Here is a 14,394-nt window from a genome sequence, read left to right as displayed (position 1 = left end):
GCACGCTTTCAGACAAAGACCGGAAGGAGGCCGGGGGAGTACCTCCCCCGGCCTTGCTCAGGCCGGTTCGAAAAACCGGTTCGCCGGCCGCGGCAGGCCCAGATTCTCGCGCAGCGTCCGCCCCTCATATTCCGTGCGGTGCAGCCCGCGCCGCTGCAGTTCCGGGATGACCTTGGCAGCGAAGTCGTCCAGCCCAGCGGGGAGGAAGGGGAACATCATGTTGAACCCGTCGCAGGCGCCGGTTTCCAGCCATTCCTGCATCTGGTCCGCGATCTGCTTCGGCGTGCCGATCATGGCCGCACCCGAATAGCCGCCGAGGCGCTGGGCAAGCTGGCGCACGGTGAGGTTCTCCCGCCGCGCGAGGGTGATGGCTCGCTCCCGGCCGCTCTTGCTTGCATTGGTTTCGGGGATGTCCTCGGGCAGGGAACCGTCCGGATCGAAGAGCGAGGCATCCGTGCCGAGGGCGACGGAGAGGGAGGCGATGGCACTATCGTAATGCACGCCGCTGTCGAGCAGGGCGCGCTTGTCATGGGCCTCCTGCTCGCTCTCACCCACAACGACGAAGCAGCCGGGTAGGACGAGAAGGTGGGCCGGATCGCGGCCGGCCTTCTCGGTGCGGGATTTCACGTCGGCATAGAAGGCGCGGGCAACATCAATGGGGCCGCCGGCGGCGAAGATCACCTCCGCCGTTTCGGCCGCAAGCTGGCGACCGTCATCGGACGCGCCGGCCTGGACGATGACTGGATGGCCCTGGATGGGCCGGGCCACATTGAGGGGACCGCGGACGGAGAAATGCTCTCCCTTATGGCCGAGGACATGCATCTTTTCTGGGTCGAAATAGACGCCGTTCTCGACATCGCGGATGAAGGCATCATCGGCCCAGCTATCCCAGAGGCCCTTCACCACATCGATGAACTCATGGGCGCGGCGGTAACGGGCGGCGTGCTCCCAATGCTCCTCCCGCCCGAAGTTCTGCGCCTCGGCCGGGTTGCCAGAGGTGACGACGTTCCAGCCGGCGCGGCCATGGCTGATGTGGTCCAGGGAGGCGAATTTCCGCGCGATGTGCCAGGGCTCGTTATAGGTGGTCGAGGCCGTGGCGATGAGGCCAAGGCGTTCCGTGACCATCGACAGGGCGGGCAGCAGCGTCATCGGGTCGAAGGATGTGGTGGTGGCGCTACGCTTTAGCGCCTGGATTGGCATGTTCAGCACGGCCTGGTGGTCGGCCATGAAGAAGGCGTCCAAGCGGGCGGCCTCCAGCGTGCGGGCGAACCGGACCAGGTGGTCCAGGTTGAAGTTGGCGTCGGGGAAAGCACCAGGATAGCGCCAGGCGGCAGTGTGGATGCTGACCGGGCGCATGAAGGCGCCGAGGCGCAGGCGGCGGGGAGTGGGCATCGGGGGCTCAATTCACGATTAGTGTTCGTGTATTGATATGACTTCCCCGATGCTGCCGTGCAAGGGCAGCCGTCAGAACCGGTTCTGAAGCCGCATGAGCATGCGCGTCTCGTCGAAATCCGCCGCCTTGTCGTAGCGCACCGCGCCACCGAGGGTGAGGGTGGGGCTGATGGCCCAATCCACCTCCGCCCGCAGCCCGCCGACGAAGCCGCTCTGCGACTGGCCGGCGTAGAAGGCGCTGACCGGGTTGGCCGAGCCCGCGCTGCTGGTGGTCAGGGCCTCCACCGCGGATTGCCGGCCAGGGTCATTCGGGAAGAAGGGCGCCCGATCCTCGCGGTAGGAGGCGTAGCCGGCGGTGGCGCCGATCCGGTAGGTCACGTCACCGGCCTTGCCGCGCCAATCCACCGGAATGTTCAGCGCCGTATATTGCTGCGGGCTGAAATAGCCGCCGTGGCCAAGGGTGAAGTAGCGCAGGTTCCGGTCGTAGCTGAAATAGACGAGGTCCACTCCACCGGTCAGCTCGCCGGCATCGCTCTTGTAGATGGGCAGGGCCACGCCCGCACCGGCCTCGACGCGCGTGTTGCTGGCGACGCCGTCGCCGTCGAAGGCGGAGTAGCCGCCGCCGGCATAGGCATAGCCGGTGCCGATCGGCACCTCGATCTGGCCACGGCCACCGGTTCGCATCACCGGGCCCCAGGAGGTGCGCGTGTTGTCGTCCACCGCGCCGTTCCAGGACAGGAGGCTGTCCGTCACCGCCCGGCGCTCGCCGGTCACGCGGATCCGCAGGCTCTCGGACAGGGCCGGGGCCAGCTCGATGCCGCCGACGATGTTGGTGCGGCGGAAGCCGAGCGGCGTGGTGCCGACATCGAGCTTCAGCCAGTCGCCCCGCGTGTAGTTCAGCACGAGCCCGACGCCCGAGGCGCTGGTGTCACGGCCCGAGGCGATGGCGGCGGCGCTGCCGGCGATGTTGGTGTTCAGCGCATTGCTGCCGTAGCGGCGCAGCGCCTGCACATCGGCGAGGGGCGAGCCGGAATCGATGGTGACGGGCTGCGCCGAGGCAGTCAGGCGGCCGCCCAGCGCGCCGGGCGAGACCTCGGCCTGGAGGACGGCCCCCAGCTCTGTCAGCCGGTCCAGCCCCTGGCCGCCGGAGCGGATGCGGGCCGTGGCGGCGCCGGCAAGGAGCATGCCGGTTTCCGAGCGCAGCGCATCGGCCTCGGTCTGGATCTGGCGCAGCACCGGATCAGCCGGCTGCGCGCTCGCGAACAGCGGGGCGTCCGTGCGCCCGCCACGGGCAAAGGGGTTGGCCAGGCCCTGCATCGGCACGGCGCCAGGGGCCGTGGCGGTGGCGCGGGCGGAGCTGCCGAGCTCGGCGCTGCGCAGGGAGGCCGCGGCCTCTAAGGCGCGGCGGGCGCGGGACTCGTCGCCGGCGGCGCGGGCCACCCGGGCCTCCAGCAGCGCCACTCGGGAATCGCGTGGGTTGGCGGATTGCGCCGCGGCCAGGAGGCCTTCCGCCCGCTGCCGGTCGCCAGTGGCGAGCGCCGCCTCGATGGCGCTGCGGCGGGCGTCGAGATTGCGCGGGTCGCGGACCAGCACGGCCTCGGCCACGCGCAGCGCCTCCTCCGGCCGGCGGGCGCCGAGATAGAGGCGGGACAGGGCGAGCCGGGCGTCCTGGTTGTTCGGATCCTCGGCCAGCACCGGGCGCAGCCGCTCGAAGGCATCCGCCTGGTCGCCGGTCTCGTTCAGCCGGTCCGAGGCGCGGACGGCGGCGCCGGCGCGGATCGTGGCCAGGTCGCGGCGCTGCTCGGGCGTGGCGGCGGCTGTCTCGGTCTCGGCGGCCAGGGCGGTGGCCTCGGCCTCCAGCCCCGCGCCGAGCAGGGCGCCGGCGATGGCGATCCGGGCGGCGGGGCTGCTGGCGCTGCGGTTGGCAATGGCGACGCGCGCGGCCTCGGCGGCGCCGGCGCGGTCATTGGCCTCCCCGAAGGCACGGATCACGGCGACGGCGGTGCCGCCCGTGGGGTCCGGCCGGGCCGCGAGGGTGAGGAGCCGCGAGCGGCCCTCGATCGGGCTGAAGGGCAGGAGGGCGGCGGCCGACTGCACTTCCCGCTGGGCGCGGATGCGGGTGGCGAGGCGCGACATGTCCGGGCTGCGCCGGTTCGGCGCAATGCGGGAGAGGAGGGCATCGGCATCGGCGATGCGGTTGTCCTCCTCGGCCAGCAGGGCGGCAGCATAGGCGGCGTCGGGGCTGGTGCTGCGGGCGGCCAGATCCTCCACCACAGCGCGGGCCTCGGCACCGCGGCCCTGTCGGCGGAGCGCGCGGGCGAGGTCCAGCCGCGTCCAGGGGTCGTCGGGCGCGGCGGCGACCGCATTGCGCAGGATGGCGGCGGCGGCGGCCGGGTCGGCCACGCGGGCGGCCTCGGCGCGGTAGGAGGCGGCCTGGGCATTGGCGGTGCTGGCGGGTGCAGGCGCGGCAGGGCGGGCGATGGCGAATTCGGTGGGGCGGCCCTGGGCGCGCAGGGCCGCGTTCAGCCCCTGCTGTGCGGCCTGAAAGCCGGGGCGGCGGCTGAGGGCTGCGCGAAAGCGGGCCTCGGCGCCTGCGGGATCGTTGCGGCGCAACGCCAATTCGCCCAGCACCACTTCGGCATCGGAGCGGTCGTCCACCTCGCGCATCGCGGCACGGCGGGCGGCCTGGTCGGCGCCCTCAAGGTCGTTGCGGCGGAGGCGGGCCTGCGCTTCGGCGAGATCCGTGGAATAGGAGGCGGCGTCCAGCGCCCGCTGCCATTGCTGGGCACGGGCGGGATCGGCGGCAACGGCGCGTTCCAGCAGCCGCCGGGCCTCGGGCTGGTTGCCCTGGCGCAGGCGGACGATGCCGAGGCCACCCAGCGCATCCGCGTCGTTGGGATTGGCGGCGAGGAGTGCCTCGAATTGCCGCGCGGCCTCGGCGGGGCTGCCGGAATCCAGCCGGGCGAAGGCGGCCTGGCGGGCGGCGGCGCTCGGGTCGGCCGGTGCCGCGGCTGGTGCGGCGCGCAGCGCCTCGAGCCGGCGGCGCTGCTCAGCGTCGTCGGGGAAGCGCTGGAGATAGGCTTCGACCTGTGGCGCGGCGGCGGGGTCGTTCCCGGCGAAGCCGAGGGCGGCGCGCCAGGATTGCCGCGCCTCCTGCGCCACATCGGGGCGGTCCACCAGCTCGGCCAGGCGGCGGATACCCTCTGCGCGCGTCGCGGCCGAATAGGTCAGCGCCTGGGCATTGGCGAGGCGGGCGCGGTCCGTGGCACCGGGGCGGCTGGCAAGCGCGCCGAGGCCGCGCTGGCCTTCGGCGCGGCCTCGGTCGGTCCCGGCGAGGGTCTGGTAATATTCCAGCGCGTAGGCCTCGGTCGGACCCTGGGCGCCAAAGATCTGCTGGTAGCGCTGGGCGGCGGCGTCGGTCCGGCCCTCCCGCGCCAGGCGGCGGGCATCCTCGATGGCGTCGCGGTCGATCTGGGCGCCGCGCACGGTGTTCTCGGCACGGGATTGCTGCTCGGCCGATCCGCCGGCGGCGCGAAGGCGGGCAAGAAAGGCATTGGCCGCATCCCGGTTGCCGCGCGCGGTCTCAAGCCGGGCGGCGACGGACAGGACCGCGGGGTCGTTGGGTGCCGCCGCCAGGGCGCGCTCCACCGCCGGCGCCGCCAGTTCCACCCGATCCTGGGATAGCCAGCGATCCGCCTGGCGCACCAGCACGTCCACCGCGCTGGGGGCGCCAGCCACATTCGCGACCTGGGCGGAGGCGATGCCGGGGGCCATCCCCGGCCAAGCCGCGAGCGCCAGCGCGATGCCCAGCGCACTCCGCCCCTTTGTCCCTCGTCCTGACACCCGGCGCATCCCCCGCATGGCCTTAATGTCCCTTCGGTGAGCGGGCGCGTAGCCGCATGGCGGCGCGGCGGCGCAGAAGCCAGTAGAAAGGCAGGCTGAGCAGCAGCGCACCCGCGATCATCATGCCCGCCACCCGCCAGGGGCTGGTGCCGAGCCAGATATAGGGCAGCACCCACCAAGGCGGATTGCCTACGGCATAGGTGGCGCCGGTGCGATAGCCGGTGGCCCGGCCGCCATTGATCAGCACGAGGTCACCCTGCACGCGCGGCGCGGCCTCGGGATCGCGCAATGTGCCGACGACGCCCGACAGGGCCGACGGGGTCGCGCCCAGCAGCGCCACGACAGACTTGCCGGCGGCCAGCGGGCTTTCGGTCGCCACCAGCACCGAGACGCCTTCGCCCATGCTGGAAAGGGCGGTTGAGGCGCGGGTCAGCTCGTCGGAGCCCGGTTGGTCAAGGAAGAGGGCGCGGATATCGGCCAGCGCATCGGGTGCGGCGATGGTCAGGCGGTCGTTCTGCACCTGCACGGGACTGTCGCGCAGCAGGGTGGCGGCGGCCGGCTGGCGGCCCAGAGTCCCCATCATCAGCAGGTCCTGGCCCGCTACCGTCTGGAGCGCGGACGGGAAGACGACCGACAGGCCCGTGGACGGGTGGCCGACATGGGCGGCGAGGGTTCCCACCAGGTCGAGGAACGCGGAGGTCTCGACCGTGTTCGGCCGCTCCGGCAGCACCACCGCCGTGCCGGAGAGATCGGCCATGCGGGTGAAGGGGAAGCCGGCCGAGGCGAAGAAGCCAAGGCTGGGCAGCCGCGCGTAACGCCAGGCGCGGGAGAGATCGATCGTGCTGTCCGGATCGACGGAGGCGCGAATATCGCCGGGCACGGCGGTGCATTCGCCCCGGTTCAGCGGGCGCATGTCGAAGCGCATCTGCAGCTCCTCCCGCCCGAAGAGGAGGTAGGTCGGCACCATGGCGCGGCCTGTGCGCACCGCAGAATCCGGCAGGAGCCAGCCGGAGAGCAGGTCCAGCGGCCAGATACGCTCCCCGGTACCGAGCGGGAACGACTTCAGGAAATTCTCGGAGACGAGCACGTCGAGGCGGGAGGCCGCGACATCCACCGCCTGCCCGTTGGGCCCGCGGAAGCGGAGATCCGCCGGGATGCCGCGATCGGACCAGGTGAACAGGTCGGGCGCGGTGCGCATGGGCACGCGGATCGTGCCGGGCGTGTAGCCATAGGCCTGCAACTCCGAGCGATCGACGAGGGAGCCGATCTGCACCGGCCGGTCCGGCGCCAGCCAGCGCGGGGCATCATAGGGCTGCCGTGGGGCGAGGTTGGGGGCGGAGACGCGAGCCAGCTCACCGCCGATGCCGCCACGCCCGGCGGCCAGGGCCAGCGCCGCCTGCGCCACCTCCTGCTCCGAACGGCCGCCGAGGATGAGCAGCGTGCCATAGGGATCGGTCGGGTTGGCGACCATGACGAGGGTCGGGCCCTCGAAGCGCGGCAGGGTGAGGCCCGGCACGGAATCCGGCCCGGCGGCGATCACCAGCGCATTGCCGAGCGCCGGCACGGCACGGTCCACCGGGAAGCTGGCGCCGCGGTAATCGGCCTGCACGGCGAACCAGGAGGTGGCGATGGCCGCCGCGCGGAGGCCCTGGGCCCCGGCATCGGCGGGGATGATCACCGGCAGGTTCAGGCTGCGGCGCAGCACGCGCCGATCGAAGAGCGGCTCCGGCAGCCGGGCGAGGTCGCGCTGCGGCGGCAGGCGTTCGATGGTCAGTTGCAGCGTCGAGAGGTCGGAGATGTTGGCGTAGAGCAGACCGGAGAGCGGGTCGTTGCACTCCGTCGCGTAGCGGCCGGCGAAGCGGAAGTTCAGCCGGTTCACCTCCGAGAAGTTCAGCGGGTCGATGTCGAAGGATAGCGGGCCGAAGGCCTGGCGCGCGGGGTCGAGCCCGATATTGCCGACGAACTGCTCGTTCAGCGTCACGGCGATCTGGCTGAGGGATGGGATGAGGGCGGCGGAGGAGCCGCCCTGCACCGTCAGCCGCGCGGAGGTCACTACCTCGTCCCGCGAGAGGCCGAAGAGCACGCCCTGCAGGTCGGAGGTGCCGCGGAACTGCATCGGGCCGGTCAGGCCGAGGTCGCGGAAGGTCAGCCGCGCCTCCCGCGTGCTGCCCGGCGGCGAGGCGACGGGGGCGGCGGCCGGCAAGGGCGCGGCGGGGGCGGATGCGGCTGGAGCGGACAGAACCGGCACCTCGGCGGAGGGTGCGGCGGCAGGCGCGCCGGCGGGCGGCGGCGGAACGGCAGGCCGCGCGACGGGCAGCGGCGCCTGGCCCTGCGGACGGCTCTGCGCCTCGGCCGCGCCGGGCAGCAGCAGCGCCAGCAGGGCAATCGCGGCCGCGGTGGTCTCTTTCGCGCGGGCGGCTTGGGCCTTCGGCCGCACCACGTCAGACTTGCGGATCTGCTCGACGGGAACGGGTTTGCTCACGCGGCTGGGCGCCTTTGTCATCTTGAAGCGGTACTTCCGGAACACGGCGTCCTTGGTGGCCATCACCACGTCCTTCAGCGCACGCAGCGGACGGTCCTGTGGCCAGTTATCCCAATGCACCCAGGCATCGGGGCGGCCGAAGAAGACGCGGACCATCGCCGCCTCATCGACCACGTTCTCGATGTGGAAGCGCAGGAAGGCCTCGCCTTCCTCCCAGTGCAGGAGGGTGGCGTGGACCTCGACGAACTCGCCGCCGAGGTTGAAGCAGACGCTGCAGCGTTCGCCATCGGCGATGCCGAGCGGGCGGTCGAGCAGGAGGCGGGCGCCGGACATGGAGATGTCGGAGGAACGGGCCGGCACGCGCCGCCCGTCCGAGAGGATGATCTCGGCGGGAAGGTTCACCTCCACCCGCGCGCGGCCGCGCATCTGCTCGCGCTCCAGCCCCACGGCCACGGCGGCGGAGACCGGGACGAGGCAGAGCGTGGCCCAGAGCGTGTTGAGCAGATAGGCCTGGAACTCCAGCGATCCCGTCTCGCTTGTCAGCGTGCCGTAGAGTCCGATGCTGACGCCCACGACCAGCGCGCCGAGCAGGATCAGCGTTGGCAGCACGGCGCGAACGTCGAGATAGCCCTCCTCCAGCCGCCCGCCCTTGTCAGTGACGTTGAACTTGCCCTTGCGTGGATCCCAGAGCGTCGCGATCGTCACCAGGATCAACGGCGCGGCCATGCAGGCTTCGTAGATCTCGGACCAGAAGGAGTGGCGGTTCTTGCCGTTCAGGCGGGATGCCGTGCCGAAGGCGTGGAACATGTGGCTGCCCGCATAGGCAACGATCGCCAGCGGCGAGGCCGCGATGATGTTCTGGCCCAGGAAGAGGAAGGCGAGCGGCGAGGTGAGGAAGACGATGCGGGGGAGCGCGAAGAGGAAGGAGAAGCCGGCGGTGAAGTAGCAGAGCCGCTGTGCCCAGGTCAGGCCAGGGGCAAAGGGCGTGTTCTCCTGCCGCATGATCTGGATCATGCCGCGCGCCCAGCGCATTCGCTGGCCGATATGGATGGACAGGCGCTCGGTCGCGAGGCCGGCCGCCAGCGGCAGGCGGATATAGGCGGTGTGCCAGCCCTTCTGCTGCATGCGCAGCGAGCAGTGGCAGTCCTCCGTCACCGTCTCATGCGGCACGCCGCCGACTTCCATGAGTGCAGTGCGTCGGATCAGGGCGCAGGAGCCGCAGAAGAAGGCGGCGTTCCACAGGTCGTTCCCTGGCTGGATGGCGCCGTAGAAGAGCAGGCCCTCATTCGGCACGGGGCGGCTGCGGGCGAGGTTTCGCTCGAAGGGATCGGGCGAGTAGAAGTAGTGCGGCGTCTGCACCATCGACAGGCGCTGGTCCCGCACCAGCCAGCCGGCGGTCATCTGCAGGAAGGCGCGGGTGGGAGCGTGGTCGCAGTCGAAGATGGCGACGTAGTCGCCATCCGTGTGCTTGAGGGCGTGATTGATGTTGCCGGCCTTGGCGCCCTTGTTGTCGGGACGGATGATGTAGCCGCAGCCCACCTCTTCGCAGAACTGGCGGAAATCCGGGCGGCGGCCGTCGTCCAGCACGTAGACGTTCAGCTTGTCCCGCGGCCAGTCGATGTTCATGCAGGCCAGTACCGTCGGCCGCACGATCTCCAGGCTCTCGTTGTAGGAGGGAACATAGACATCCACGCTCGGCCAATCGTCCGGATTGGCGGGCAGGGCGGCGGGCTTGCGGTTCAGCGGATAGGTCAGCTGGACATAGGAAAGGAAGAGCAGCGAGCCCGCGTAGCATTCGGCGGCGAACAGGCCGAGCGAGAGGAAGCCCTGCAAGAAGCCGCCGAATTCCAGCGTCTCCGTCACGCGCCACCAGAGATAGCGCGAGGTGATGGCGAAGGAGAGCACCACCAGCAGCACCGTCGCGCGGCGTGACTTCGAGCGTCTGATCAGCAGGAAGGCCGCGATGCCGAGCAGAGTCAGCACCGCCTGCTGCTCCCCGTTCAAGGGCACGGTGATAACGAAGATATAGGCAAGCGCGCCTAGCAGGATGCTGGCGATCCGCAGGGCGCGTCCCATGGCGGGAAGGCGGTCTGTGGCGGCAGTCATCCGCATGGCCGTCATCTGCGGAGTCCCCAGTTGGTGAGTGCGGAACGGCCGCTGTCCGGTGCGGCGGGTGGCGGCAGGGAAAGGCGGCCGAGAAGCGTTTCGGCGATCAGGGAGAGGTCCTCGGCGGCCCGTCCGCCTGCGGCCTCCACCGGCAGGCGGCGGTCGGCCAGCGCCTCCGCCACCGCCGGATCCCGAGCGACGACGCCGAGGAGGCGGCTGCCCAGCATCGCCTGCGCGCAGTCGAGCACGGCTGTGGAGAGGGGCGTGTCCAGCTCGATCTGGTTCAGCACCAGCACCGCGCGATCCGCTGCCCGGGTCGCGAGCGTGCCGCGCCCGAGGAAGCGGTCATCGGCGATCTGCGGGATGAGGGAGGCGCTGCCGCCATCGGCCAGCAGCACCACCACCGGCAGGTCCAGCATCGGCATGAGGGCCAAGAGGGCGGGAGAGGGGCCGGGAGGGCTGTCCACCACCAGGATGCGGAGCGGGTCGGCCAGCATCTCGCGGACCGGATCGGCCAGGATCTCTGGCCGGTCCATCAGCAAGCGGGTCAGCTCCAGCGCCTGACGCGGCTCCGCTCCGCCATGGGGCAGGAGGGAGACGCCATAGGGCGTTTGCCGCAAAGCGGCGCGCCAGGCGATGCCGCTGCCCAGGCTCGTGACGAAGCCCTCCTCGTCCCGCACCGGCAGGCCGAGATGCAGGCGGAGGGCGTTCTGGGGATCCAGGTCCAGGCCGAGCACGTCATGGCCGCGCGCGGCCAGCAGGGCGGCCACATTGGCGGCGAGCGTGGTTTTCCCGACACCGCCCTTGGGCGAGACGAAGGCGAGGAGCGGCATTACGTGCTGCCCCCAGGCTGGACGCGCCGCCGCACCCGCAGGCGTGGCGGGGCAGGCGGGGCCTCGGGCGCAGGAGGGGGAGGCGGGGAAACGGGCTCGCGGGCCCGCGGCGCGGCGCGCGGCGGTGCGGCCTCGGCCGAAATCTCATCAAGCAGGGCGAAGCGCCGCGCAGCCGGCGGCGGCGGGGCAGCGGAACGAGCCGGGGCCAGCGCGGCATGTCGCCTCAGCGGCGGCTCGGGCAGGGGCGCCGATGGCAAGGGAGCGGGCACCTGGAGGGAGGCCGGAGCGGGGCGGGGCAGGCGTCGCACGACCTGCGGGCGCGCCGACGGTTCATGCGCGAAGGCGGCCGGCGGGGCGGCTGGGGGTTCCGGGCGGGGACGCGGCGGACGGTGCAGCCGGGTGAGGCTGACGCGCTGCGCGCCGCGCGCGAGCGGTGTGACCGCGGCTGATGCTGCCGTAGGCGTTGCGGCTGCGAGCGGCGGCGATGATTCCTCGGTCAACCTGACTTCGTCCTGCGGAGCGGCCGGCGCTTCGGCTGCGGGCTCCGGCGCCCACATCTCGATCTGCACGGGGGGATAGCGAAGGTAAGAAAAGCTCCGCAGCCCACAGGCGCGCAGAAGGCGATCGATCGGCTCGTCCACGCGGGCTGAAACCCTCATCTTGATGACTTAGGACAGCATAGGCATTGGTCCGTAAACCGGGAAGAGGACATTGTTCCTGCTACCCATGCGAGCAGACGCGCCCTGGACCGTCCATCAGCGGGTGCGGTGCCTTGCGGCAACGCGCATTCGTCCTCTGAAGCCTAGAAATTATCGTGCATGATCGGGTTGTGATGCGGAGAAGTGCGGACTGCACAACAGAAGATGTAATCCGGATGATGTGTAACGTTCCGGCCAGCGATCACGCATGGTATACGTTCGAAAGATTGGTGCTACGGACAGGATGGGCAGATGTGCGAGGAGACGTTGCGGAGGACAATGGCCGCCGCCATCCGCACCGTTCTCGAGGAAGGCCTGCGAAAGAGCGATGATCCGATCACCTATCTCCGCTCCGCAGCGGAGGAGGTGCGACAACTCGTCGAACTGTTCGAGCGGAGCGGCCCTGCCGGCCGGCTGGATGGCGCGGCCATCCGGACCATCCTGGTGGAGGAGGTGGAGGCCGCTGCGCAGGAAATGATAAAGCGGCTGCACCATTAGGTTTCCGCGCACCGCGTCCGCCAACGCTGAACCGGTTCAGGCCGGCTCCACCTTCCAGATGTCCTCGGCATATTCCCGGATGGTGCGATCGGATGAGAACCAGCCGACATGAGCGGTGTTGAGTACCGCCGAGCGCCACCAGGAATCCGGCTGAGCCCAGCGCACCGCCACGTCCCGCTGCCGGGCGTGGTAGGCGTCGAAATCGGCCGTGACGAGATAGCGGTCGTCGTTCAGGAGTCCCTCGACGAGGCCGCGGTAGCGGTCCGGCTCTTCCGGAGAGAAGACGCCGGAGGCGATGGCGTCGAGCGCGCCGCGCAGATCCGGAGAGGCAGCAACGGCCGCGCGTGCGTCGTAGCCCTCGCGCTTGCGTTCGGCGACCTCATGGGCGGTGAGGCCGAAGATGAAGATGTCATCCTGGCCCACGCGGTCATTGATCTCAACATTGGCGCCGTCGAGCGTGCCGATGGTCAGGGCCCCATTCAGCGCGAGCTTCATGTTGCCGGTGCCCGACGCCTCAAGCCCTGCCGTCGAGATCTGCTCGGAAAGATCGGCTGCGGGAATGATCGCCTCGGCGAGGCTGACATTGTAGTTCGGCAGGAAGGCCACCTTCAGCATGCCGCGTACTGTCGGATCGTCGTTGATGGTGGAGGCCACGTCGTTCACAAGACGGATGATGAGCTTCGCCTGATGGTAGCTCGGCGCAGCCTTGCCGGCGAAGATCTTCACGCGCTTTACCCAGCTTCCCGTCGGCCGGGCGCGCATCGCATTATAGAGCGCGACGGTGTGCACGATGTTCAGAAGCTGGCGCTTGTACTCGTGGATGCGCTTGATCTGCACGTCGAACAGCGCATCCGATTCTACCTTCAGCCCGATCCGGGTGGCGATGAGGCCGGTGAGGCGCTCCTTCGAGGCGCGGCGCTGGGCGGCGAATTTCTGGCGGAAGGCGGCATCAGCCGCGAGGGGGACGAGGTCCTCCAGCCGGTCCGGATCATCGAGCACGGCGGGGCCGATCGCATTCACCAGCAGCTTCGTCAGGTCGGGATTGGCACGGTGCAGCCAGCGGCGGAAGGTGATGCCGTTGGTCTTGTTGGTGATCCGGTCGCCGCAGACATGGTTGAGGTCGCCGAAGACTGTGTCGCGCATGAGTTGGGAATGCAGCGCGGAGACGCCGTTGATACGGTGCGAGCCGACGAAGGCGAGATGACCCATCCGCACGCGGCGGCCGCTCCGCTCGTCGATCAGGGAGACCGATGAGAGGAGGGTATCCCCGGCGCCCTTCCGGCGCGCATGGTCCAGGTGGTTGGCGTTGATCAGGTAGATGATCTGCATATGGCGCGGCAGCACGCGCTCCATCATCGGCACGGCCCAGGTTTCCAGGGCCTCGGGCATCAGCGTGTGGTTGGTGTAGGAGAAGGTAGCCTGGGTGATGCTCCAGGCCGTGTCCCAACCCATGCCATGCACGTCGACTAGCAGCCGCATCAGCTCGGCGACCCCGATCGCCGGATGAGTATCGTTCAGCTGAACCGCCACATAATCCGCCAGATTCGTCAGGTCCGGATGGCGGGAGAGATGGCGGCGGATGATGTCCTGCAGTGAGGCAGAGGCGAAGAAATACTCCTGGCGCAGCCGCAGCTCCTGCCCCGCCTCGGTCTCGTCGCCGGGATAGAGGACGCGGGAGATGGCTTCCGCCCGCATCCGCGCGGCCTGGGCGCCCACATGGTCGCCGCGGTTGAAGTCGCTCAGATGCAGCGGGTCGGTCGCACGGGCGGACCAGAGGCGCAGCGTGTTCACGCGCTTGCGGCGCCAACCCACCACAGGCGTGTCATAGGCCAGGGCGTTCACGATCTCCCCGGCATGCCAGACCATGCGGGTGGAGCCGTCCACCGAGACCTCCGGCCGAACATGGCCGCCAAAGCGGATCTCATAGATCAGGCCCGACCGCTCGAATTCCCAGGGATTGCCGAGGGCGAGCCAATCTTCCGGCACCTCATGCTGGACGCCGTTGGCGATGATCTGGCGGAACAATCCATTTTCGTATCGGATGCCGTAGCCATAGGCCGGCACCCCGATGCTTGCCATGCTCTCCATGAAGCAGGCGGCGAGGCGGCCGAGGCCACCATTGCCCAGCGCCGCGTCCGGCTCCTGCCCCGCGACGGTCTCCAGGTCGACTCCGAGGCCGTCCAGCGCCTGCCTCGCCGTTTCCGTCAGGCCGAGATTCCCCAGCGCGTCCGACAGCAGCCGGCCGATCAGGAACTCCATGGACAGGTAGCAGACGCCCTTGCGGTTCTGCGCGCGGGTCTCGTCGTTGGAACGGCGCCAGTCGTCCACCACGTGGTCGCGGGCGGCCAGGGCGGTTGCAATGAACCAATCGCGCGCGCTGGCTCGATCCCGCCGGCCGCCGACCTGATAGATCAGCCTAGCCAGAATGGCCTCACGGAAGGCTGCCACCGTTGCCTGGTCCGGGGTATCGGTCCCGGCCAGAGCAGGGGCCAGGGCATGGGAGGAACTGTCGTTCATTGCCGTCCTGTACGAGCTTTTCCAT

General features: G+C 70.2%; 6 protein-coding genes. 1 reads left to right on the top strand and 5 read right to left on the bottom strand.

The annotated features are described in order from the left end of the window. Window positions 1-57 precede the first annotated feature (57 nt). The 4 genes from GSE44_RS18015 to GSE44_RS18000 all read right to left on the bottom strand — a co-directional run bounded on the left by GSE44_RS18015 (window position 58) and on the right by GSE44_RS18000 (window position 10,656). Window positions 58-1,392, bottom strand: coding sequence for an LLM class flavin-dependent oxidoreductase (locus tag GSE44_RS18015; RefSeq protein WP_159350215.1), 1,335 nt, complete (start codon window positions 1,390-1,392; stop codon window positions 58-60). Between the two features lie 72 nt (window positions 1,393-1,464). Further along, the gene (locus GSE44_RS18010; protein ID WP_159350214.1) at window positions 1,465-5,235 is read right to left on the bottom strand and encodes a cellulose synthase subunit BcsC-related outer membrane protein; all 3,771 of its coding nucleotides are present in this window, start codon (window positions 5,233-5,235) and stop codon (window positions 1,465-1,467) included. Between the two features lie 22 nt (window positions 5,236-5,257). Further along, window positions 5,258-9,823: a UDP-forming cellulose synthase catalytic subunit gene (gene bcsA, locus GSE44_RS18005; RefSeq protein ID WP_159350213.1), complete on the bottom strand. Its 4,566-nt coding sequence runs from the start codon at window positions 9,821-9,823 to the stop codon at window positions 5,258-5,260. Between the two features lie 11 nt (window positions 9,824-9,834). After that, window positions 9,835-10,656 (bottom strand): cellulose synthase operon protein YhjQ/BcsQ, encoded by an 822-nt coding sequence (locus tag GSE44_RS18000; RefSeq protein ID WP_159350212.1) that lies wholly within the window; start codon window positions 10,654-10,656, stop codon window positions 9,835-9,837. A gap of 950 nt (window positions 10,657-11,606) precedes the next feature. Between GSE44_RS18000 and GSE44_RS17995 the strand changes: the two genes are divergently transcribed. Further along, window positions 11,607-11,852, top strand: a complete 246-nt coding sequence (locus tag GSE44_RS17995) for a hypothetical protein (protein ID WP_159350211.1) — start codon at window positions 11,607-11,609, stop codon at window positions 11,850-11,852. Between the two features lie 36 nt (window positions 11,853-11,888). Here GSE44_RS17995 and GSE44_RS17990 read toward each other — a convergent pair whose 3' ends face one another. Then, a complete protein-coding gene (locus tag GSE44_RS17990) occupies window positions 11,889-14,369 on the bottom strand; it encodes a glycogen/starch/alpha-glucan phosphorylase (protein ID WP_159350210.1) in 2,481 nt (826 codons plus the stop codon). Window positions 14,370-14,394 lie beyond the last annotated feature (25 nt).

The organism is Muricoccus harenae (assembly GCF_009848505.1).
Lineage (GTDB): Bacteria > Pseudomonadota > Alphaproteobacteria > Acetobacterales > Acetobacteraceae > Roseomonas > Roseomonas harenae.
The sequence above is the reverse complement of the archived record's forward strand: the minus strand, read 5'-3'. Positions and strand labels throughout refer to the sequence as shown.

Excerpts from the sequence above, each read along its gene's own strand:
- GSE44_RS18015 (WP_159350215.1), bottom strand. The coding sequence starts at position 1,392 with ATGCCCACTCCCCGCCGCCTGCGCCTCGGCGCCTTCATGCGCCCGGTC.
- bcsA (WP_159350213.1), bottom strand. The coding sequence starts at position 9,823 with ATGACTGCCGCCACAGACCGCCTTCCCGCCATGGGACGCGCCCTGCGG.
- GSE44_RS18000 (WP_159350212.1), bottom strand. The coding sequence starts at position 10,656 with ATGCCGCTCCTCGCCTTCGTCTCGCCCAAGGGCGGTGTCGGGAAAACC.
- GSE44_RS17995 (WP_159350211.1), top strand. The coding sequence starts at position 11,607 with ATGTGCGAGGAGACGTTGCGGAGGACAATGGCCGCCGCCATCCGCACC.
- GSE44_RS17990 (WP_159350210.1), bottom strand. The coding sequence starts at position 14,369 with ATGAACGACAGTTCCTCCCATGCCCTGGCCCCTGCTCTGGCCGGGACC.